The following is a 22,375-nucleotide window of genomic DNA, read 5'->3' as shown; positions in this document are numbered from 1 at the left end:
CATGGCTCCTGTTCATTTATTTATTGGATAGATCACGGGTGACGTTGATTCTAGCTGCTCGCCTGGCAATTTACCTCAGCCCTTGAGCTTCTCGGCAATCCAGATGGTATGCCGGGTGCCCTTGTTGCCATGGGCGAAGACTTGCACTTCCTCGGCCTTGAAGCCGGCCTTGCGCAGTTTGTCGCTGAACTGCTTGTCGGCGCTGGCTGACCACACGGCCAGCACGCCTTTTGGACGCAGGGCCTTGGCGCAGGCGCTGAGGCCACCGGCGGAATACAGCCAGCTGTTGGCTTTCTGTGTCAGGCCTTCGGGGCCGTTATCGACGTCGAGCATGATCGCATCAAAGCCCAGGGGCTCGGCTTGCAGCACCTTGGCCACGTCTTCCAGGCGGATCACGGTGCGTGGGTCCTGCAACGGGTTGCCGGATTTTTCTCCAAGCGGGCCGCGATTCCATTCCACTACGCCAGGTACCAACTCAGCCACTACCACTTCGGCCGTCTTGCCCAGGTGCTTGAGCGCCGAAGCCAGGGTAAAACCCATGCCCAGGCCGCCAATCAACACCCGCGAGCCTGGACGACCGGCGACCTTGCGGCAGGGAATCTCTGCCAGGGCATCTTCGGAACCGTGCATGCGCGTGTTCATCAATTGCCCGCCGTCACCGCCCTGGATCTTGATCACAAAATCTTCGCCGTACTCGAACAGGCACAGGGCGCCGCCGTTATCGGGGATCGGAGTGGTGTCGAGCAGCACGAAACGTTTCATGGAAATCTCATTGGGAAGGGCATTCTTGCGCGGTTGGGAGTAGCCTTGGGACTGGTTAACAGTCAGGCCATGGAGCCATCGATGAAGTGCAGCATTCTAGCGGTCATTGTAGGAAGTGTGCTCACATTGGGTGCTGCGCACGCCCAGGAGTTGCAAGCCGTGCCGAACACACCGGCGACCACCACGGGTGCACCGGGTACCGCAACGCCGACGCCGTATCCGCAAGTCACACCGCCGACGGCACCCAAGCCACAAGGGACTGGGGCGCCTTTGTTGCCGCCGATTGAAATGCCCAAGCCGCCGAAGGACCAGACCTTGCCCGGCCTGCAGCAAAACGACAGCAAGCCGAAGGCGCCGGCGGCGGGGTCTTAAACCAGCCCCAGGGCCTTGAACACAAAGGCATATTCCAGGGCTACGTCACGCAGGCCCTGGTAGCGCCCGCTCATGCCGCCGTGGCCGGCCCCCAGTTCGGTCTTGAGCAGCAGCAAGTTGTCGTCGGTCTTGGTCGCACGCAGCTTGGCCACCCATTTGGCCGCCTCCCAGTACTGCACACGGCTGTCGTTGTAGCCGGCGATCACCAGCATCGCCGGGTAGGCCTGGGCGCTGACGTTTTCGTAGGGCGCATAGGCCTTGATCCGGGCGTACACCTCGGGTTCCTGGGGATTGCCCCATTCGTCATATTCGGTGACGGTCAACGGCAGGTCCGGGTCGAGCATGGTGTTGAGCACATCGACGAACGGCACTTCGGCAATCGCCGCCTGGAACAGTTCCGGGCGCTGGTTGAGCACGGCACCGATCAGCAGCCCACCGGCGCTGCCACCACTGATGGCCAACTGCTCTGAGGTGGTCAGGCCCTGGGCGATCAAGTGCTCGGCGCAGGCAATAAAGTCGCTGAAGGTGTTTTGTTTGTGCTCCTGCTTGCCGGCGCGGTACCAGGCTTCGCCCAATTCGCCGCCGCCGCGCACATGGGCAATCGCAAACGCCACGCCGCGGTCCAGCAGGCTCAGACGCGCATGGGAAAACCACGGGTCGAGGCTTGAGCCGTAAGCGCCGTAGCCATACAGGTACAGCGGTGTTGGCTGGCCCACCTGGTCGCGCCTGACCACCAGGCTGATCGGCACTTGGGTGCCATCGGCCGAGGTAGCCCACAGCCGCTGGCTGACATAATCGTCGGCATTGAATACGCCCAGTACCGGGGTTTCCTTGAGCACGTGTTGCACGCCGCTGGCCAGTTCCAACTGGCGAACCTGGGCCGGGCGATTCAGCGCTTCATAGCGCAGGCGGATCTTGTCGCTGTCGAATTCCAGGCTGTTTTGCACGTACAGGCTGTAGGCCGTGTCTGGCAGTTCCACACGATAGCTCGGCAGGCCTTGTGGGTGCACGTCGATCACCGGCAGGCCGCCGATACGCAGGCTCAGGGTCATGGCCCGGGCGTTGAGGGTCACGCCATCAAGCATCACCGCGTTATCGTGGGCGATCAGGTTTTGCCACTGGTCTTCGCTGGGCACGCCGGTGTTGTCAGCCGCCTGGAACAGCGCAAAGTTGATGCCGTCGCGGTTGCTGCGGATAAACCAGGTCCACTGTTCATTCAGCTTGCCGTGGTCGACATCGTACTCATGACCTTCAACCCGTGGCGCCAGGCAGGCAAACGCCTGTTGCGGCTGCTCGGCGTCCAGGGCCCAGATTTCACTGGTGGTCTTGCTGCCCAGGGACAGCAGCAATTGGCGTTCGGAGCTTGAGCGGTAGCAATGCAGGAAGAAACGTCCGTCGGGCTCGTGGAACACTTCTTCGGCAGTGGTACCGTCCAGGTGATAGCGATACAGCTTGTGTGGGCGATGAGTCTCGTCCAGCTCGCCGAAAAACAGCGTCAGGCTGTCGTTGGCCCAGGTCATGCTGCCGTCGCAGTCTTCGAAGGCCAGTTCGCTGACCTTGCCCGAAGACAATTCCTTCACGTACAGGGTGTAGATCTCTTCGCCGTTGGTGTCCAGGCTGTAGGCTAGGCGCTTGTGGTCCGGGCTGATGCTGAAGGCGCCAAGGGAGAAAAAGCCGCCATTGGCCAGGACGTTGGGGTCCAGCAGCAGTTCTTCGGCGTGTTCATCGATCTGCTGGCTGTCATCGGCCGGGCGTGGGCAGCGGTAATGGCGTGCGTATTCGTCACCGGCGGTGGTGCGCGTGTAATACAGGTATGGCCCCCAGGGCGAGGGCAGTGAAAGGTCGGTTTCGAGGATGCGCCCCTTAATCTCTTGAAACAGAGTTTCGCGCAGCTCTTTTTGATCTTCAAGCTGCGCCTCCTGCCAGGCGTTTTCGGCCTTGAGGTAGTCGAGCACCTCGCTGCTGTCGCGTTCCTGCAACCAGGCATACGGGTCCTGGCCTGGGGCGCTGCGGGCAATCGGGGCAGCAGTGATGTGGGTCGATGGAGGCATGGATCACTCTCTGTCTGGCAGTGGGCCGACGGCATTGCAGCCGTGGCACGGAAAAGCCGTTATCATACGGGCCTGTTTGCCTACCTTGCCATGGACACCATGACCGAGAACGACTATCTGACCGCTTGGGGCCTCTACGCCTTCGCCGCTTTGGGCTGCCTGTTGGTGTGGTTTCGCCTGACCCGCTGGATCTGGCGCTGGCTGCGCGAACCGCTGCGGTTGCTGATGGCGGTGCTGCTGTTGAGCCCGACCATTGTCGATCCGGTCAAGGAGCAGTTTGCCCCTGCCGTGGCCATCACCGCCCTGGATCTGCTGCTCAAAGTGGGTAATAACGCCTGGCGGGCGATTTCCGATTTGCTCATGTACGCGATGATCGCCTTTGGCCTGTACCTGGTCTTTGTGCTGATTCGCTGGCCCATCGAGCGTGCTGCCAAGGCCCGTCGCGAAGAGAAGGCCGCCGCTGCGGCAGCGGTCGCGGCCGAGCCTGAGGACGACGAGCCCTATGGCCGTCCGCCGGCCCCTGTCGGTGGCATGCGGGTCGAACCGCGCCTTTAACGTTGTCTGCCCTGCATCGAGAGTCCTGGCATGTGTGAATTATTGGGCATGAGTGCCAACGTACCGACCGATATCGTGTTCAGCTTCACCGGGCTGATGCAGCGTGGTGGGCGCACCGGTCCGCATCGCGATGGCTGGGGCATTGCCTTCTACGAGGGCCGTGGCCTGCGGCTGTTCCAGGACCCGGCCGCCAGCAGTGAGTCGGAAGTCGCGCTGCTGGTGCAGCGTTATCCGATCAAGAGTGAAGTGGTGATTGGCCATATCCGCCAGGCCAACGTGGGCAAGGTGAGCCTGTCCAATACCCATCCGTTCGTGCGTGAGCTGTGGGGGCGCAACTGGTGTTTCGCGCATAACGGCCAATTGGCAGACTTCACGCCCCAGGCCACGTTCTACCGCCCGGTGGGGGATACCGACAGCGAAGCGGCATTCTGCGACCTGCTCAACCGTATCCGCGAGGCGTTTCCCGAGCCGGTGGATATCGAACAGGTGCTGCCTGACCTGATCGCCGCCTGTGCCGAATACCGCAGCAAGGGCGTGTTCAACTGCCTGCTCAGTGATGGTGATTGGCTGTTTTGCTACTGCTCGACCAAACTGGCACAGATTACCCGTCGTGCGCCTTTTGGCCCCGCGCGCCTGAAAGATGTCGACGTGATCGTCGATTTTCAGGCTGAAACGACTCCCAACGATGTGGTGACGGTGATTGCCACCGAACCCTTGACCGAAAACGAGACCTGGACCCGCTACGAGCCCGGCCAGTGGAGCCTGTGGCGGCGCGGCGAATGCGTCAGCCAGGGCACAACCGAATAAGGACGTCGACTATGTTGCTCAGCTATCTGCGACTGGTGTTGTTTGCCATCGGCTTGTTGGTCGGGGTGCAAGTCCCGGGGTTCATCAACGACTACGCCAAGCGCGTCGAAGCCCATTTGATCGAAGCCCAGACCGGCCTGCGCGGTTTTGAAAGCACCGCTCAGCAGTTCTTCAATGGCGACTTACAGGCCCTGGTGGCGCATTACCGTGCCAGCGAGGATCCGGTGTTCCGCAGCGATGCCAACAGCCTCGGCAGCTTGCTCGATCGCCAGGTGGCATTGGACAAGCAGTTCCAGGCCATGCAGGGGCCGTGGTACATCCGCGCCTTGCAGGTGGCGGTGGCCGCCGACCCGGATATCCGCAAGGAGACCTGGAATGGCTACAGCTACCAGATCCTCCTGACCCCCGAAGCCATGGGCTGGGGCCTGGGCGGGGCGATGCTGTTGTCGTTCGGCCTGGAATGCCTGTTCCGCCTGATCGACTGGGTGGTGCTGGGCGGCAAGCGTTTGCGCCAGAGCCGGCCGATTGAAGAGCGGGACCTCAAGGGCCTTTAAGTACGCCGAAAATCCAACTGTGGAGCTGGGCTTGTGTAGGAGCTGGCTTGCCAGCGATAGCGGTATTTCAGTCGCCGGATACATTGACTGATCCACCGCTATCGCGAGCAAGCCCGCTCCCACAGGTTTAATCGGGTTTCTTCAGTGAGAGTGGTTGACTGAGCACCATGCGCTCTTCACCCACTTCCTCGGCATATCGCGCCACGACGCTCTGGCACAACGCAACCATCTCCTCCACCAACTCCACTCCCACCCGCCACGACACCACCACCTGCAGGTTCGGCAAACGCTGCGCCATGGGAAGCACTATCAACTCGCCGCGCGCCAATTCCTCGCTGACCAGCACCGGTGGCAACGCGCCAATACCGAAACCATCGCGCAGCAAGCGAGTGATGGCCGACACCGAGTTCACACAGTTCATGCGCGGTGCCGCTACGCCATGGGCCTGCATCAGGCTCAATACGTCCTGGTGTGGATGAGAGTTTTTCGAGTAGGTGATGATCCGTTCCTGGGCCAGCTCGGCGAGGGAGGCGTAGTCACGGTTGTAGATCGAATGGCTGGCGACGATCCAGCCCATGGGGTGGCTGGCCAGATCCAGGCTGCGCACTGATTCCTGGCGCAGCAGGTCGGTTTGCAGGATCAGGTCGAGAAAGCCTTTTTGCAACTGATCGCAGAGGTTCAGCGCGGTATCGGCCACCAGTTCGATTTCCACCAGCGGAAAATGGTCCATCAACTCGGTCACCAGCGGGCTGAGCCAGGTGTGGATCACGGTGTCCATCGCGCCGATACGGATCCGTCCGACCTTACTGCTGGTGGTTTCCAGCGACTGCTTGAGCCCCTGCATGGTGACCATCATCTGCTCGGCATAATCGAGCACCTTCACCCCGTCCGGGGTCAGGCTCACACCTCGTGAGTCACGCAGGAACAGCTTCACCCCCAGCTCGCTTTCCAGCACCGCAATGCGGCTGGAGATCGAGGCCTGGGTGGTGAACAGCTTCTCTGCCGTCAGCCGGAAGCTCTTGAGCCGGGCCACCCAGACGAAGGTTTCGAGGAACTTCAAATTCATGGGATCAACTTTTTCTTATGCATGGATCGGTTTTTATTAGTTGGACGCAACAGGGGCTGCGCGCCAAAAATCGGGCTGTCTCACGATAAGCGTCGTCGGGGCTCAGGACAACATCATTGCGGGATCTTGGTAAAAGATCCCACACTACAAAAAAATAAAGCCTACAGGAGTCCTCACCGTGAGCCGCCTGCTACTGAATTGCGACATCGGCGAAAGCTTTGGCGCCTGGACCATGGGTCTGGATGCCGAAGTCATGCCATTCATTGATTGCGCCAATATTGCCTGCGGTTTCCATGCTGGCGATCCGAGCATCATGCGCAAGACTGTCGCCCTGGCACTGCAGCATGGCGTGCAAATCGGTGCGCACCCGGCCTATCAGGACCTGGCAGGCTTTGGCCGCCGCTCCATGGCGTATGCGCCCCAGGAACTCCAGGACCTGCTGCATTACCAGATCGGTGCCCTCGACGGTATTTGCCGGGCCCAGGGCGGTCGTGTCAGCTACGTCAAACCCCATGGCGCGATGTACAACGACATGATGGCCAAGCCTGCGCAATTGCGCGCGGTGATCCAGGCCGTGGCAGCGTACGACGCCAGCCTGCCGTTGATGCTGATGGCCACCCGTGACAATCGTGCTGCCCAGGCCCTGGGTGATGAGTACGGCGTGACCCTGTGGTTCGAAGCCTTTGCCGACCGTGCCTACGACAATGCCGGGCATCTGGTCTCGCGCCAGTTGCCTGGAGCTGTGCATCACGATGCGCAGGTCATCCTCCAGCAAGCCCTGACCATTGCCCGTGGCGAAACCCTGGTCGCCAGCGATGGCAGCCCGCTGCTGTTGCAGGCCAACACCCTTTGCGTGCATGGCGATAACGCCAGCTCGGTGGCGGCGGTGCAGCGTATTCGCCAGGCGTTGAGGCCACAATGAAGCCACGGATTGAAGTAGTGGCCATCGATTGTTTGATGGTGCGCCTGTTTGAGGTGATCGCTGAAGACAACATGCCCTGGATGCTCGCCGCTACGCGTCGGTTGCGTGAAGGGTTTGGCGCAGCGCTGGTGGATTTGGTGCCGTCCTACACGACCCTGATGGTGCATTACGACCTGCTGGCGTTGAGTCCGACACAGGCCCGTGAATTGATCGATCAGGCTCTGACGGACTTGCAGCCACAGGCCCAGGGTAGTGGGCAGTGTCATGTATTGCCGGTGTGGTACGACCTGAGCGTCGGCCCTGAACTGGCCTTGCTCGCACGGCGTAGCGGGCTTGAGGTCAACGAGGTGATCCGCCGCCACAGCCAGCATCAATACCAGGTCTTCGCCCTCGGGTTTGCCCCGGGTTTTGCCTTTATGGGGCTGGTGGAAGAACAGCTTGCCGCGCCACGTCTAGGCACCCCGCGCAAACGGGTGGCGCCAGGCAGTGTCGGCATCGCCGAGCGGCAGACCGCAGCCTATCCGGTGGAATCCCCTGGCGGCTGGAACCTGATTGGCCGCACCCCGGCCAAATTGTTCGACCGTGAGCGCGATGGCTACAGCTTGGTGCAGCCGGGCGACAGCGTGCGTTTCGAAGCCATTGGACGTGCTGAATTTATCAACCTGGGTGGCGATGACACGCCCTTGGAGGCCCAGGCATGAGCCGCTTGTTGATCGAGGCCAGCACCGCGTTATGCCTGTTGCAGGATGCCGGGCGCTTTGGTGTGCGGCATCTGGGCGTGACCCAGGGTGGCGCGCTGGATTGGGTGTCGATGTCCTGGGCCAATTGGCTGCTGGGCAATCCATTGGATGTGCCGGTGGTGGAAATCACCTTGGGCGGTTTTACCGTACTGGCCGAGGACTATTGCGTGCTGGCCCTGGCCGGTGCTGACCTGGGGGCGTACATCGATGAGCGTGCCATCAGCCCTGGGCGTAGTTTCATTCTGCAAAAAGGCCAGCGTTTGCGTTTCACCCAACCCCACAGTGGAGCGCGGGCTTACCTGGCGGCGCCAGGTGGTTTTGATGCACCCAAGGTGCTGGGCAGTTGTGCCAGCGTCGCACGTGAAGCTTTGGGCGGGCTGGATGGTTTTGGCCGCGCCCTGGCTGAAGGCGCATCCCTGGTGTATTCCGGCACGGGCACTCATTTACGGGAGTTGCCTGTTGAGCGGTTGCCCACAGCGGCGTCCCTGGAGGTGATCCTTGGCGCACAGATCGGCCAGTTCAGTGGCCAGAGTCTGTTCGATGTGTTCAATACCGAATGGACCCTGGACAGCCGTGCCGACCGCATGGGTATGCGCTTGCTGGGCACACCGTTGCAGTATCAGGGGCCGTCGTTGATCTCTGAAGGCATTCCCTTGGGCGCGATTCAGGTGCCGCCCGATGGGCAGCCGATTGTCTTGCTTAATGACCGGCAGACCATCGGCGGCTACCCGCGATTGGGCGCGTTGACGCCGTTGTCATTGGCGCGCATGGCGCAATGCCTGCCGGGGGAGAAGGTGCGGTTGGCGCCGGTGATGCAAGAGACGGCGCACCGTGAGCATCTGAGCTATTTGCAGCGATTTACGAACCGCTAAAGGCATCGCAGGCAAGCCAGCTCCCACATTTAAACTGCGCTCACACAGTAAAGTATGTGAATGCATTCCATGTGGGAGCTGGCTTGCCTGCGATAGCGTCAGTGAATTCACCGCCTATTTAGAGAGAAAACGCATCCCCTCTTCAAGCCCCCGCAAGGTCAGCGGATACATCTGGTCCTCGATCAAATCGCGCACGATATTGGTCGACGAGGTATAGCCCCAGGTATCTTTCGGGTACGGGTTAATCCAGATCAGCTTCTTGTACTTCTCCATGAACCGCTGCATCCATACATACCCCGGCTCCTCGTTCCAGTGCTCCACGCTGCCCCCGGCCTGGGTGATTTCGTAGGGGGCCATGGCCGCGTCGCCGATGAAGATCACCTTGTAGTCGGCGCCATACTTGTGCAGCAAATCCTGGGTCGAGGTGCGCTCGGAGGTGCGGCGCATGTTGTTCTTCCACACCGATTCATAAATGAAGTTGTGGAAGTAGAAGTACTCCAGGTGCTTGAACTCGGTCTTGCAGGCCGAGAACAGTTCCTCGCAGATCTTCACATGGGCATCCATCGAGCCGCCGATGTCGAACAGCAACAGCAACTTGACCGTGTTGCGCCGTTCCGGACGCATCTGGATATTCAGCAGGCCGGCATCGCGGGCGGTGTGGTCGATGGTGCCGTCGATATCCAACTCTTCGGCCGCACCCTGGCGCGCGAATTTGCGCAAGCGGCGCAGCGCGACCTTGATATTGCGTGTGCCCAGCTCCACCGAATCATCGAGGTTCTTGTACTCGCGCTGGTCCCAGACCTTGACCGCCTTGCCCTGGCGCTGGCCGGCATCGCCCACGCGGATGCCCTCGGGGTTGAAACCGCCGGAACCGAACGGGCTGGTGCCGCCGGTGCCGATCCACTTGTTGCCGCCGGCGTGGCGTTCCTTTTGTTCTTCCAGGCGTTTCTTGAACTCTTCGATCAGCTTGTCCAGGCCGCCCAGGGACTGGATCTGCGCGCGTTCTTCAGCGCTCAGTGAGCGTTCGAACTCCTTGCGCAGCCAGTCTTCGGGAATCAGGGCCTGCAAGTGATCGTCGAGTTTTTCCAGGCCATTGAAGTAGGCGCCGAAGGCTCGGTCGAACTTGTCGAAATGACGCTCGTCCTTCACCAGGATCGCCCGGGACAAGTAGTAAAACTCGTCCATGTCGGCGAAGGTCACCCGCTGTTTCAGGGCGTTGATCAGGTCCAGCAGTTCACGCACCGAAACCGGTACCTTGGCTGCACGCATTTCATTGAACAGGTTGAGCAACATGGCAGAAGCCCTTATCGAGTGCCGCGACGGCTCATGAACGCCAGGCGTTCAAGCAGTTGCACATCCTGCTCGTTTTTCACCAGGGCGCCGGCCAGTGGCGGGATGGCCTTGGTCGGATCACGCTCGCGCAGCACTGCTTCGCCGATATTGTCGGCCATCAGCAGCTTGAGCCAGTCCACCAGTTCGGAGGTGGAGGGTTTTTTCTTCAGGCCCGGCACCTTGCGCACGTCGAAGAACACGTCCAGCGCTTCGCTGACCAGGTCTTTCTTGATGTCCGGGTAATGCACGTCGACGATTTTCTGCAGGGTGGTGCGGTCGGGGAAGGCGATGTAGTGGAAGAAGCAGCGACGCAGGAACGCATCCGGCAGCTCTTTCTCGTTGTTGGAGGTAATGATGATGATCGGGCGTTTCTTGGCCTTGATGGTCTCGTCGATTTCGTAGACGTAGAACTCCATCTTGTCGAGTTCTTGCAACAGGTCGTTGGGGAACTCGATATCGGCCTTGTCGATCTCGTCGATCAGCAGGATCACCCGCTCCTCGGACTCGAAAGCCTCCCACAGCTTGCCCTTCTTCAGGTAGTTGCGCACGTCATGGACCTTGTCCACGCCCAACTGCGAGTCGCGCAGGCGGCTGACCGCATCGTATTCATACAGGCCTTGATGCGCCTTGGTGGTGGACTTGATGTGCCAGGTGATCAAGCGTGCGCCGAACGATTCGGCCAGTTGCTCGGCGAGCATGGTCTTGCCGGTGCCCGGCTCGCCCTTGACCAGCAGCGGGCGCTCCAGCGTGATGGCGGCGTTGACGGCCAGTTTCAGGTCATCGGTGGCAACGTAGGCCTGGGTGCCTTCGAACTTCATCTATCAATCCTCGAACGTGACGCCGGTAGTCAGCATGGCTGCGACTATACCGCGCAGCCCCGGCGACTGTGAACGCAGACGGGTTATTCAGTCTCTGAATGACCAGTCACGCCAGGGTTAATCGGCATTGGTTTTTCTTCCCAGTGTATAGGCGGTTGACTGCGCAGGAGCCGGCAACGTTCCTCGACTGGACGCCTTGGAGTACGAGGCATACCCTTGTTGCCTTCTTGAACACCGCCTAAAGGACCCCGCCATGAGCCGCATTTTTGCAGACAACGCGCACTCCATCGGTAACACGCCCCTGGTTCAGATCAACCGTATCGCGCCGCGTGGCGTGACCATCCTGGCCAAGATCGAAGGGCGTAACCCTGGGTATTCGGTGAAATGCCGGATTGGCGCGAACATGATCTGGGACGCGGAAAGCAGCGGCCGACTCAAGCCGGGCATGACCATCGTCGAGCCGACTTCGGGCAACACCGGGATTGGCCTGGCCTTTGTTGCCGCTGCCCGTGGCTACAAGTTGCTGCTGACCATGCCGGCGTCCATGAGCATCGAACGGCGCAAGGTGCTCAAGGCACTGGGGGCCGAACTGGTGCTGACCGAGCCGGCCAAGGGCATGAAAGGCGCCATCGAGAAAGCCGGCGAAATCCTTGCCAGCGACCCGGCGACCTACTTTATGCCGGCCCAGTTCGACAACCCGGCCAACCCGGCCATCCATGAAAAAACCACCGGCCCGGAAATCTGGAATGACACCGATGGCGCTGTGGATGTGCTGGTAGCAGGTGTCGGCACGGGGGGGACCATCACAGGTGTTTCGCGCTATATCAAGAACACGGCGGGCAAGCCGATCCTCTCGGTGGCGGTGGAGCCGATCAGCTCGCCGGTGATTACCCAGGCGCTGGCCGGTGAGGAAATCAAGCCCAGCCCCCACAAAATCCAGGGCATTGGTGCGGGTTTTGTGCCGAAGAACCTCGATCTGTCGATGGTCGACCGGGTGGAGTTGGTCAGTGACGATGAATCCAAGGCCATGGCCCTGCGGTTGATGCAGGAAGAAGGCATCCTGTGCGGGATTTCCTGTGGTGCGGCGATGGCAGTAGCGGTGCGCCTGGCCGAGACACCGGAAATGCAGGGCAAGACCATCGTGGTGATCCTGCCGGACTCCGGAGAGCGTTACCTGTCGAGCATGCTCTTCAGCGATCTGTTCACCGATCAGGAAACCCAGGCCTGACCCTGTAGGCGCGAGCTTGCTCGCGAAGACCCTGAGGGCGCCGCGTCTAATCAGAAGGCACGCGTACCGTTTTCATTCTTCGCCTGAATGCCCCTTGCAAACACGCTCGCTCCTACAGAAAACGGGTTGATCCAAATCAGCCCGTTTTTAAGCCCCTTATGCATAATTGATTACTCGCCGCGCCCCCCTTAAAACGGATTGTTGTCTATCGCGGGTTTTTCCTCCGGCCTGGAATGTTTATCATGGCCGGCTGCTATGTCTGGTTTCCCGCTGCCGGGAGGCTATTTCCAGGAGTTGCTGCATGACCTTTTCTTTGGCCGCCAAGCTGTCGGTGCTGCTGCTGTTTATCGGCAGTACGCTTTACGTGCATCTGCGCGGCAAGGCGCGTTTGCCGGTGCTGCGCCAGTTCGTCAACCATTCGGCGCTGTTCGCCCCGTATAACGCCTTGATGTACATCTTCTCGGGCGTGCCGTCCAAGCCTTACCTGGACCGCAGCAAGTTCCCGGAACTGGATGTGCTCAAGGACAACTGGGAAGTGATCCGCGACGAGGCCATGCATCTGTTTGACGAAGGCTATATCCGCGCCGCCGAGAAGAACAACGACGCCGGTTTTGGCTCGTTCTTCAAGAAGGGCTGGAAGCGCTTCTACCTCAAGTGGTACGACAAACCGCTGCCATCGGCTGAGTTGCTGTGCCCGAAAACCGTGGCCCTGGTCAGCAGTATCCCCAACGTCAAGGGCGCTATGTTTGCGCTGTTGCCGGGTGGCAGCCACCTTAACCCGCATCGCGACCCGTTTGCCGGGTCCCTGCGTTATCACCTGGGGTTGTCGACACCCAACTCCGACGACTGCCGCATTTTCGTCGATGGCCAGATCTATGCCTGGCGCGATGGTGAAGATGTGATGTTCGACGAAACCTACGTGCACTGGGTGAAGAACGAAACCGAGAAAACCCGGGTGATTCTGTTCTGTGACATCGAGCGGCCTTTGAGCAACCGGTTGATGACTCGTATCAACCGTTGGGTCAGTGCCCAGTTGGGCCGCGCAACCGCACCACAGAACCTGGATGACGAGCGTGTGGGCGGGATCAACCAGGCCTATGCCTGGAGCAAGGGCTTCAGCGATCGTTTCAGTGGTGTGGTCAAGCAGTGGAAGCGCAAGCACCCCAAAGCCTATCGCGTCATGCGGCCGGTGCTGGCAGTGGTGGTGTTGGTGGCGCTGGGTTATTGGTTGTTTGGCTGATACTGGCATCCGAAATAAAAAAACGCTCTTTATCAGAGCGTTTTTTTATGTGCCGGATTACATGCGTCCTGCCAGCACGCCTTGCGGCTCGTCAACGCCCTCAAGTAGCGCCTGGATAATGCGCGGGTCAACTTCAGCAGGTCGCCCGTTGTTCCGGTCAGGGGCACGGTGTGCTTTTTTGCTCTTGCCTGATTTGGTTTTGATGAGACCTTTCATGGTGTCTCCAAAGTGATCATTAATTGAGCGATTTGCATGATGCTAGGTTCAGGTTATGTCCTTTGCAAGCCTGCCCGACGCATCGAATGCAAAACCGAGCTTTTCGTAGGTAGGGACCGCTCCCTGCATCGGTTCCTGTATTTCAATGGTCTTGCTGCCGACTATCTGCGCGTAGTGTTCAACGGCCATTAACGCGAGAGGGGCGATGTACCCGCGTAATGAATGTGTGCCTCCTGGCGTTGCTTCCAGTCGTACAACTCGCATCCGCATACGGCTGTGGTTCGGGTTAGCGAAACACAACCCGCAGAGTTCAAGATCCAACCAGATCGCTAAGTCGAAATACATCAGCTCTTTCGCTTTCCACTGTACGACGTCATCCCATGAAAAGTGGCTGGATTCCCAAGTGTGATAAGCGTTCAGTGCTGCCGTATCGATGGCTTCGAGCCTGACTCCCTGTAGGTCGATGCCTGTGTGCTTGGTTTGCCTTGTGGATGGCGGCAGCCGGGCAAGTGTTGCGTTGGCAATGTTCCTAGTTTTGGATCTGTTTAGTTGATACCTGAGAAAGGTGTGTGGTCGTGGTATCGATGCTCTTGAGTAATAATGGGTGGGTTTTTCGAGCCTAGGTACTGATCAGCCGCCTGTCCTTACTGGCCTTTTGGCAAAGCCATTGCAAAGCGTGTCACCGGCTGGTTATAGTCGACGCCAGGTGTTTCACGACACCTTTAAATCCCTTCAAAAAAGATCAGCCCATGCCTGCTTCCCAACGCATAGCGGTAGTCGATTCAGCGGTCAACGCTGCGGTCGTGCCGTGTGGGAGCCAGCAGCCTGCGCAGATCAGTCATTACCCCCCACCTGTCAGTAGCACGCCGGTGTACGCAGTCGTATCACCGCCGGGTGTTGGCATTTCGGGCTGATCAGCAGATCGCTGTTGCCCGTTGCCCGCCTGTACCGAACCTACTGAATTTCAGCCTTGGCTGAGTTGGCTTTTTGCCTGACTACAGGTGTTCATCATGTCTGTTCTTTCGAAACAATCCGTGGCCGCGGCGGCCTCGACGAGCCTGTTTGTCCTGCTGTGGAGCAGCGGGGCGATTTTTTCCAAGCTGGGCCTGGCCCATGCGTCACCCTTTGCTTTCCTGCTGATCCGCTTTGCCATTGCCCTGGCGGGTCTGGTGGTGCTGGTGCCGGTCCTCAGGCTCAAGTTGCCACGCCCGGGTAAACCGCTGTGGTATGCGGCGGCCACCGGGTTGGTGTTGTTGGGCGCCTATCAGATTTTTTATCTGCTGGCCCTGGACCTGAAGGTTACCCCCGGCGTGATGGCAACCATCATGGGCGTGCAACCGATCCTCACCGTGGTGCTGATGGAACGCCAGCGTTCATGGCGCCGGATGTTCGGCCTGGCGCTGGGGTTGGCGGGCCTGATCATGGTGGTGTACCAGGGCATCGGTCTGGCCGGCATGTCCCTGGCCGGGATGCTTTTCGGCTTGCTGGCGTTGGCGAGCATGACCCTGGGCTCGATCATGCAAAAGCGCATCACCGATAACCCACTGGGCACCTTGCCGGTGCAATACCTGGCGGGTTTGTTGTTGTGTGCGGTGTTTGTGCCGTTCCAGCCTTTTCATTTCGAGCACAACAGCGGCTTCTACTTGCCGGTTCTGTGGATGGGGCTGGTGGTGTCACTGTTGGCGACGCTGTTGCTGTACCGCCTGATTGCACGGGGCAACCTGGTGAATGTCACCAGTTTGTTCTACCTGGTGCCGGCCGTCACCGCCGTGATGGATTACCTGATCTTTGGTAATCGGCTGGCGTTGCTGAGTGTGATGGGGATGGGGTTGATCATCATCGGTCTGGTGTTCGTCTTCCGTAAAGCCTGATACCCCGCGTAGGAGTCGGCAAGCCGGCTCCTATGCGGTTTTGATCAGTTTCCCAGGGCGTAGCACCAGCCACAGCGCCCCCGCGATCAACAGCCCGCCATACAGATGGGCCATGGACAACGGCTCATCCAGCAGCAACGCCCCCCACAACACCCCAAACGGCGGAATCATGAAGGTGACGGTCATCGACTTGACCGGCCCGATGGCCGTCAGCAGGCGGAAGTACAGGATGTAGGCAAATGCCGTACACAGCAGCCCCAAACCGAGCAGCGACAACCACACATTCCAGCCGCCCCAACTGGCGGGCGGATGACTGAGGGCGCTCCAGCCAAACCACGGTAATAGAAACAAGGTGGCGCCGAGCATGCTGCCCAATGCCGAAAGACGGCTGTCCAGGCCACCCTGTTGATCCAGCCAGCGCCGCGCCAGGAAACCGGCGAAGCCATAGCAGGTGGTTGCCAGCAGGCAGGCGAGGGCGCCCATCAGCAGTTCCAGGTCAAAGGCCACCGGCCCGGCCCGCGTGAGGATGCCCACGCCGAACAGGCCCAGGCCTACCCCGGCAATCTTCGACAGCGTCAGCCGCTCATGGAAAAACAGCCCGCCAATCAATACGCCCATCAACGGCGTCGTCGCGTTGAAAATCGCTGAATAACCTGCGGGTAATACCTGGGCCGCCACCGAATACATGGTCGCGGGAATCCCCGAGTTGATCACCCCCAGCAGCAGGACCGTCTTGAATTTGCCCTGGAAGTCCCAGCGCACCCGCAGCATGGCCAGGATCACCAGCAAGCCGGCGGCGGCAATTGACACGCGGAAGAATGCTGTAGGGATCGTGCCGATCTCGGGGGCGATAATGCGCATGAACAGAAAACTCGCGCCCCAGATGGCGGCCAGTACCAGCAGGTACAGGGTGTCGACAGGTCTCACAGACAGCTCCTTTTTAATCAGGGCGAGAGTGTTGCCCAGGGACCTGTCCGACACAATCTTTTACTTGTTCCTACAGAGTAAAGCGCGTCACCAGGCCATAGAGGTCTGCCGCCAGACGCGACAATTGTTTGAGTCGCCCTTATCCGTGGCACATCGTCCTGCAAAAATTGTACTTCTCCTGTTTGCGCACACTGGCTAATCTCAGGTCTTCCGAATGCCCGCAGAGGTCTCCGACATGCCGCAGCAAACGCCTGCCATCGACACCGCGCAGTCCATCGCACAGATGATCCTTGATGGCTTCGACGATTACCGCGAGCACTTTCGCCAGATCACCGACGGCGCTCGCGAGCGTTTTGAAAAGGCCCAGTGGCAAGAGGCGCAAACCGCCTCGGCGGCGCGGATCAACCTGTATGAAGAGAAGGTCGGTGAAGTCACCACGCGCCTGCGGGCAACCTTTGACGAGGAGGCGCTGCTGGATATCCAGTCCTGGCCCCTGGTAAAGAGCGCCTATATCAGCCTGATCGACCTGCGGTTTGACGATGAACTGTCCGAGACCTGGTACAACTCGATTTTTTGCGGGCTGTTCAGTCATGACCTGATCAGCGACGGCTGCATGTTCATCCACACCACCCGCCCCAGCCTGCGCCGGGCCCGCGCCGCGCAAACCCGCACCTACAAGCCCCAGGGCCAACTGGCGGGCATGCTGGAGCAGATTTTCAGCGACTACCGCTTCAGCGAGCCCTACGCCGACCTGCCCGCTGACCTGCAGCGCCTCGAAGCGCAGTTGCGCGAGAACCTGCCGGATTGGGTGTGCAAGGACCCGGACCTCAACGTCGAACTGTTTTCCTCGGTGCTCTATCGCAACAAGGGCGCGTACCTGGTGGGCCGCCTCTATACCCGCGATGAACAATGGCCGCTGGTCATCCCGCTGCTGCACCGCGAAGGCCAGGGCATTCGCATCGACGCGTTGATCACCGACGAAGCCGATGTGTCGATCATCTTCTCGTTCACCCGTTCCTATTTCATGGTGGATGTGCCGGTGCCAGCGGAGTTCATCGGCTTTCTCAAGCGCATCCTGCCGGGCAAGCACATCGCCGAGCTGTACACCTCCATTGGCTTCTACAAGCACGGCAAGTCGGAGTTCTATCGTGCGCTGATCAACCACCTGGCCAGCACCGACGACCAGTTCATCATGGCGCCGGGCGTGCGCGGGATGGTCATGAGCGTGTTCACCCTGCCCGGGTTCAACACCGTGTTCAAGATCATCAAGGACCGTTTCTCGCCGTCGAAAAACGTCAACCGTGCCACGGTGATCGAGAAGTACCGCCTGGTCAAAAGTGTCGACCGGGTCGGGCGCATGGCCGACACCCAGGAGTTCGCCGACTTCCGTTTCCCCTTGAGCAAGTTCGAGCCCGAATGTCTGGCCGAGTTGCTGGAAGTGGCCGCTGGCACGGTCGAGGTGGAAGGCGACACAGTATTGATTCGCCACTGCTGGACCGAACGGCGCATGACCCCGCTCAACCTCTACCTGGAGAACGCCAACGAAGCCCAGGTACGCGAAGCCCTGGAAGACTACGGCCTGGCGATCAAGCAACTGGCGGCGGCCAATATCTTTCCCGGCGACATGCTGCTGAAAAACTTTGGCGTCACCCGCCATGGTCGCGTGGTGTTCTACGACTATGACGAGATCTGCTTTCTGACCGAGGCCAACTTCCGCCATATCCCGGCCCCGCGCACCCCGGAGGATGAAATGGCCTCCGAGCCCTGGTACTCCATCGGCCCGCTGGACGTGTTCCCCGAAGAGTTCCCACCGTTCCTGTTCGCCGATGCCGGGCAGCGACGCTTGTTTGATGAGTTGCATGGCGAGTTGTACAACGCCGACTACTGGAAAGGCCTGCAAGAGGCGATTCGGGCGGGGAAGGTGATTGATGTATTCCCGTATCGCAGGAAGGAGCAGCTATAAGCGGCAAGCTTCAAGCGGCAAGTAAACGCGCAACGGCTCTTACTTGCCGCTTGAAGCTTGCCGCTAGCCACTGCTTTTCTGCCACAATTGCCGGCCGTGCATTAATAGACGACCTCCAAAGTACCTGATGACTGACCAAGCGCCCGCTATCGACCAACTCCTGAAAAACCTCGATCACGCCATGCTCGCTGACCGCCACCGCTTGCGTCGACAGTTGCTTGAGCTGCGCAAGAAGCCCGATGAGGAGAAGCTGGCGCAATGGGTGGTGCGTATGCAGGCGTCCTGTGCCCAGGTGACGGCGCGTGGTGCCAGCGTGCCGCAGATTCGCTATGACGACAGCCTGCCCATCGCCGCCAAGCGCGACGAAATCAAGGCGGCACTGCAAAAGCATCAGGTGCTGATCATTGCGGGCGAGACCGGCTCGGGTAAAACCACGCAGTTGCCGAAGATCTGCCTGGAAATCGGTCGCGGCCAGTACGGCTTGATCGGCCATACCCAGCCCCGGCGTATTGCGGCACGCAGTGTGGCGAGCCGGGTTGCCGAAGAACTGGCGACGCCTTTGGGCGCGCTGGTCGGCTATCAGGTGCGGTTCGAGGACCAGAGCGATTCCAACACCCTGATCAAGCTGATGACCGACGGCATCCTGCTGGCCGAGACCCAGAATGATCGCTACCTCGAACGCTACGACACGATCATCGTCGACGAGGCCCACGAACGCAGCCTGAACATCGACTTTTTGCTGGGTTACCTGAAAACCCTGCTGCCACGTCGTCCGGACCTGAAAGTCATCATCACGTCGGCCACCATCGACCTGGAGCGCTTTTCCAAGCACTTCGACGATGCGCCGATTGTCGAGGTCTCGGGGCGTACGTTCCCGGTGGAAACCTGGTACCGCCCGCTGACCCTGGAGCAGGACGAGGAAGGTAACCGCGTCGAAGACGACTTGACCGTGGACCAGGCGATCCTCGCCACCCTCGATGAAATCGCCGCTTTTGAACGCAGCGAGCGCAAGAGCCCGGGTGATGTGCTGGTGTTCCTGCCTGGTGAGCGCGAGATCCGCGATGCCGCCGACATGCTGCGCAAGGCCCAGCTCAAGCACACGGAAATCCTGCCGTTGTACGCGCGCCTGTCGCCGGCCGAACAGCAGCGCATTTTCCAGTCCCATCCGGGGCGGCGCGTGGTGCTGGCGACCAACGTTGCGGAGACCTCGCTGACGGTGCCGGGCATCCGCTACGTGATCGATAGCGGTACCGCACGCATCAGCCGCTACAGCTACCGCGCCAAGGTCCAGCGCCTGCCGATCGAGGCGATTTCCCAGGCCAGCGCCAACCAGCGTAAAGGCCGTTGCGGCCGGGTCGAGCCGGGCATTTGCGTGCGCCTGTACAGTGAAGAAGATTTTATCGGGCGCCCGGAATTTACCGATCCGGAGATCCTGCGCACCAACCTGGCGGCAGTGATCTTGCAGATGCTGCACCTGCGCCTGGGCGAAATCACCGACTTCCCGTTTATCGAGCCGCCGGATGGCAAGGCCATCAGCGATGGCTTCAACTTGCTGCAAGAACTCTCGGCAGTGGACCGCAACAGCCAGCTGACGCCCCTGGGTCGGCAACTGGCGCGTCTGCCAGTGGACCCGCGCATGGGCCGCATGTTGCTGGAGGCGGCCAAGCTCGGCAGTTTGCAGGAAGTGTTGATTGTCGCCAGTGCCATGTCGATCCAGGACCCGCGCGAGCGTCCGCCGGAGCGCCAGCAGGCCGCCGACCAGGCCCACGCGCAATGGAAGGATCCGGACTCGGACTTCGCCGGGCTGGTCAACCTGTGGCGCGGCTTTGAAGAGCAGCGCCAGGAGTTGACCGCCAGCCCGTTGCGCAACTGGTGTCGCAAGAACTTCCTCAACTACCTGCGCCTGCGCGAGTGGCGCGACTCCCATCGCCAGTTGAGCCTGATCTGCCGCGACATGCAGTTGACAGTCAACAAGGAACCGGCGGATTTCCCGAAACTGCACAAGGCGGTGCTGTCCGGCCTGCTGAGCCAGATCGGCCAGAAAACCGAAGACGGCGACTATCTCGGTGCTCGTCAGCGGCGTTTCTGGATCCACCCGTCATCGGGGATCGGCAAGAAGCGCCCGCAGTGGCTGATGACTGCCGAGCTGGTGGAAACCACCAAGTTGTATGCGCGCATGGTGGCCAAGATCGATGCCGACTGGATAGAACCGCTGGCCGGGCATTTGATCAAGAAAAACCACTTCGAACCCCATTGGGAAAAGAAGCGCGGCCAGGTCGTGGCCTTTGAACAGATCACTCTGTTTGGCCTGATTGTGGTGGGGCGCCGGCCAGTGCATTACGGGCCGGTGGACCCGGTGGTGTCGCGCGAGCTGTTTATTCGTGAAGGCCTGGTGCGTGGCGAGATCCAGTCCCGGGCCAAGTGCCTGGTGGCCAATCAGCAGTTGCTGGAGCAATTGGACGAACTGGAAGCCAAGGCCCGGCGCCGCGATATCCTGGCCGACGAAGAAACCCTGTACGCCTTCTATGACGCACGCCTGCCAGCGGAGATCCACCAGACGGCGACGTTTGACAGTTGGTACAAGATCACCAGCCAGAAAGACCCGCAACTGCTGATCATGCGCGAAGAAGACGTGCTGGCCCGTGAGGCCAGTGAAGTCACCGCTGCGCATTATCCGGATACATTGCACCTGGGTGACCTGGCCCTGGCCTTGAGTTATCACTTTGAACCCAACCACCCTCGCGACGGCGTGACCTTGCGCGTGCCGGCGCCGCTGTTGCCGGCCTTGCCCGCCGAGCGCCTGGAATGGCTGGTGCCCGGGCTGATCGAGGCCAAGTGCATTGCCCTGGTGCGCAACCTGCCCAAGGCCCTGCGCAAGAACTTCGTGCCGGTGCCGGATTTCGTCAAGGCTGCGCTGCAACGTATCGAATTTGCCCAGGGCTCGCTGCCCCAGGCCCTGGGGCGCGAACTGCTGCGCATGACCGGGGCGCGGGTCAGCGATGAAGCCTGGAGCGAAGCCGCGCAGCAGGTGGAAAACCACCTGAAGATGAACCTTGAAGTGGTTGACGCCCAGGGCGAGTTCCTCGGTGAGGGCCGCGACCTGGCAGCGCTGACCGCACGTTTTGTCGAAGCCAGCCAGGCCGCCCTGGCGGTGCCGCAGACCGCCAAAAGCCAGCAGCCGGTGGAGGCCAAGGTCTTCGCCGCCGTGGCCGAGACCACCCAGCAGAAGATTGCCGGGTTGTCGATGACGGTGTATCCGGCATTGGTGGAGGAAAACGGTACGGTCAAGGAAGGACGTTTCTCTACTGCTGCCGAAGCCGAGTTCCAGCATCGACGAGCCTTGCAGCGTTTGTTGATGCAGCAATTGGCCGAGCCGGCAAAATTCCTGCGCGGCAAACTGCCGGGTCTGACCGAGCTGGGGCTGATGTACCGCGAGCTGGGACGTATCGACGCCCTGGTGGAAGACATCCTGCTGGCCAGTCTCGACACCTGTGTGCTGGAGGGCGAGGCCAGCCTGCCCAGGGATGGCGCGGGCCTGGCAGCCCTGGCCGAGCGCAAACGCGGCAGTTGGACCGAACATGCCGAACGCCTGGCGCGCTTGACCCTGGAAGTATTGAAGCTGTGGCATGGCCTGCAAAAGCGTTTCAAGGGCAAGATCGACCTGGCCCAGGCCGTGGCACTCAACGATATCAAGCAGCAACTGAGCAATCTGGTGTACCCGGGTTTTGTGCGCGAAACCCCGGCGCAGTGGTTCAAGGAACTGCCGCGCTATCTCAAGGCCATTGAGCTGCGCCTGGAGAAACTGCCCAGCCAGGTGCAGAAGGACCGGGTCTGGAGCGGCGAGTTGAGTGGCCTGTGGAGCCAGTACCAGACACGCCTGAACAAACACACCCAGGAAGGCAAGCGCGACCCGCAGCTGGAACTCTACCGCTGGTGGCTGGAGGAATACCGGGTGTCGTTGTTTGCCCAGCAGTTGGGCACCAAGGTACCGATTTCCGACAAGCGCTTGAGCAAACAGTGGAGCCAGGTCGAGCCTTGACCTGCAATACCGGGGGCAGGTGTGCGCGTGACAGGCGCCA

General features: G+C 60.4%; 19 protein-coding genes. 12 read left to right on the top strand and 7 right to left on the bottom strand.

Annotation, left to right across the window (positions count from 1 at the left end; genetic code table 11):
* Positions 1–75: 75 nt before the first annotated feature.
* Positions 76–762: a spermidine synthase gene (locus FJD34_RS12600; RefSeq protein WP_090290640.1), complete on the bottom strand. Its 687-nt coding sequence runs from the start codon at positions 760–762 to the stop codon at positions 76–78.
* Between the two features lie 81 nt (positions 763–843).
* Here FJD34_RS12600 and FJD34_RS12595 point away from each other — a divergent pair, with 81 nt between their 5' ends.
* Positions 844–1,134, top strand: coding sequence for a hypothetical protein (locus tag FJD34_RS12595; RefSeq protein WP_032863499.1), 291 nt, complete (start codon positions 844–846; stop codon positions 1,132–1,134).
* Here the strand turns inward: FJD34_RS12595 and FJD34_RS12590 are convergent.
* Positions 1,131–3,185 carry a S9 family peptidase gene (locus tag FJD34_RS12590; protein WP_090290641.1) on the bottom strand — a complete coding sequence of 685 codons (2,055 nt, stop codon included), beginning with the start codon at positions 3,183–3,185 and terminating at the stop codon, positions 1,131–1,133. The genes FJD34_RS12595 and FJD34_RS12590 overlap by 4 nt on opposite strands.
* A 90-nt stretch (positions 3,186–3,275) precedes the next feature.
* On the opposite strand from FJD34_RS12590, the gene FJD34_RS12585 reads away from it, so the two are divergent.
* Genes FJD34_RS12585 through FJD34_RS12575 form a run of 3 tightly spaced genes read left to right on the top strand, consistent with a single transcriptional unit; the run spans position 3,276 to position 5,101 of the window.
* A complete protein-coding gene (locus FJD34_RS12585) occupies positions 3,276–3,740 on the top strand; it encodes an MFS transporter (RefSeq protein ID WP_223232741.1) in 465 nt (154 codons plus the stop codon).
* Positions 3,741–3,770: 30 nt separating this feature from the next.
* Entirely contained in the window at positions 3,771–4,547 is a 777-nt protein-coding gene (locus tag FJD34_RS12580) for a class II glutamine amidotransferase (RefSeq protein ID WP_032863497.1), read from the top strand.
* Positions 4,548–4,558: 11 nt separating this feature from the next.
* On the top strand, positions 4,559–5,101 hold the full coding sequence (locus FJD34_RS12575) for a DUF2937 family protein (protein WP_065943475.1): 543 nt from the start codon (positions 4,559–4,561) through the stop codon (positions 5,099–5,101).
* Between the two features lie 127 nt (positions 5,102–5,228).
* On the opposite strand, the gene FJD34_RS12570 is transcribed toward FJD34_RS12575, so the two are convergent.
* A complete protein-coding gene (locus FJD34_RS12570) occupies positions 5,229–6,167 on the bottom strand; it encodes a LysR family transcriptional regulator (protein WP_032863495.1) in 939 nt (312 codons plus the stop codon).
* Between the two features lie 178 nt (positions 6,168–6,345).
* Between FJD34_RS12570 and FJD34_RS12565 the strand changes: the two genes are divergently transcribed.
* Genes FJD34_RS12565 through FJD34_RS12555 form a run of 3 tightly spaced genes read left to right on the top strand, consistent with a single transcriptional unit; the run spans position 6,346 to position 8,701 of the window.
* Positions 6,346–7,089, top strand: a complete 744-nt coding sequence (locus tag FJD34_RS12565; protein WP_032863494.1) for a 5-oxoprolinase subunit PxpA — start codon at positions 6,346–6,348, stop codon at positions 7,087–7,089.
* On the top strand, positions 7,086–7,790 hold the full coding sequence (locus tag FJD34_RS12560) for a 5-oxoprolinase subunit B family protein (RefSeq protein WP_032863493.1): 705 nt from the start codon (positions 7,086–7,088) through the stop codon (positions 7,788–7,790). The genes FJD34_RS12565 and FJD34_RS12560 overlap by 4 nt, the downstream gene beginning before the upstream one ends.
* Positions 7,787–8,701 (top strand): 5-oxoprolinase subunit C family protein, encoded by a 915-nt coding sequence (locus FJD34_RS12555; protein ID WP_090290642.1) that lies wholly within the window; start codon positions 7,787–7,789, stop codon positions 8,699–8,701. Before FJD34_RS12560 ends, FJD34_RS12555 begins: the two co-directional genes overlap by 4 nt.
* A 114-nt stretch (positions 8,702–8,815) precedes the next feature.
* Here the strand turns inward: FJD34_RS12555 and FJD34_RS12550 are convergent, their stop codons facing one another.
* Together FJD34_RS12550 and FJD34_RS12545 are read right to left on the bottom strand one after the other, a co-directional pair.
* Positions 8,816–9,994 (bottom strand): vWA domain-containing protein, encoded by a 1,179-nt coding sequence (locus FJD34_RS12550; protein ID WP_090290643.1) that lies wholly within the window; start codon positions 9,992–9,994, stop codon positions 8,816–8,818.
* An 11-nt stretch (positions 9,995–10,005) separates the two neighbouring features.
* On the bottom strand, positions 10,006–10,851 hold the full coding sequence (locus tag FJD34_RS12545; RefSeq protein WP_029292347.1) for an AAA family ATPase: 846 nt from the start codon (positions 10,849–10,851) through the stop codon (positions 10,006–10,008).
* Positions 10,852–11,104: 253 nt separating this feature from the next.
* Between FJD34_RS12545 and cysK the strand changes: the two genes are divergently transcribed.
* Positions 11,105–12,079 carry a cysteine synthase A gene (cysK, locus tag FJD34_RS12540; RefSeq protein ID WP_032863490.1) on the top strand — a complete coding sequence of 325 codons (975 nt, stop codon included), beginning with the start codon at positions 11,105–11,107 and terminating at the stop codon, positions 12,077–12,079.
* 301 nt (positions 12,080–12,380) lie between these two features.
* Positions 12,381–13,319, top strand: coding sequence for an aspartyl/asparaginyl beta-hydroxylase domain-containing protein (locus tag FJD34_RS12535; RefSeq protein WP_032863489.1), 939 nt, complete (start codon positions 12,381–12,383; stop codon positions 13,317–13,319).
* Positions 13,320–13,376: 57 nt separating this feature from the next.
* On the opposite strand, the gene FJD34_RS28045 is transcribed toward FJD34_RS12535, so the two are convergent.
* Positions 13,377–13,535: a hypothetical protein gene (locus tag FJD34_RS28045; RefSeq protein ID WP_156356829.1), complete on the bottom strand. Its 159-nt coding sequence runs from the start codon at positions 13,533–13,535 to the stop codon at positions 13,377–13,379.
* Positions 13,536–14,545: 1,010 nt separating this feature from the next.
* Here FJD34_RS28045 and FJD34_RS12525 point away from each other — a divergent pair.
* A complete protein-coding gene (locus tag FJD34_RS12525; RefSeq protein ID WP_032863487.1) occupies positions 14,546–15,406 on the top strand; it encodes a DMT family transporter in 861 nt (286 codons plus the stop codon).
* 30 nt (positions 15,407–15,436) lie between these two features.
* On the opposite strand, the gene FJD34_RS12520 is transcribed toward FJD34_RS12525, so the two are convergent.
* Positions 15,437–16,333: a DMT family transporter gene (locus FJD34_RS12520; RefSeq protein WP_032863486.1), complete on the bottom strand. Its 897-nt coding sequence runs from the start codon at positions 16,331–16,333 to the stop codon at positions 15,437–15,439.
* 235 nt (positions 16,334–16,568) lie between these two features.
* Between FJD34_RS12520 and aceK the strand changes: the two genes are divergently transcribed.
* Entirely contained in the window at positions 16,569–18,296 is a 1,728-nt protein-coding gene (gene aceK / locus FJD34_RS12515; protein ID WP_032863538.1) for a bifunctional isocitrate dehydrogenase kinase/phosphatase, read from the top strand.
* A 127-nt stretch (positions 18,297–18,423) separates the two neighbouring features.
* Entirely contained in the window at positions 18,424–22,335 is a 3,912-nt protein-coding gene (gene hrpA / locus FJD34_RS12510) for an ATP-dependent RNA helicase HrpA (protein ID WP_090290644.1), read from the top strand.
* Positions 22,336–22,375: the final 40 nt, after the last annotated feature.

Source organism: Pseudomonas brenneri (genome assembly GCF_007858285.1).
Taxonomy (GTDB): domain Bacteria; phylum Pseudomonadota; class Gammaproteobacteria; order Pseudomonadales; family Pseudomonadaceae; genus Aquipseudomonas; species Aquipseudomonas brenneri.
Note: the sequence above shows the minus strand (reverse complement) of the source record. Positions and strands in the feature narration are given on the sequence as shown.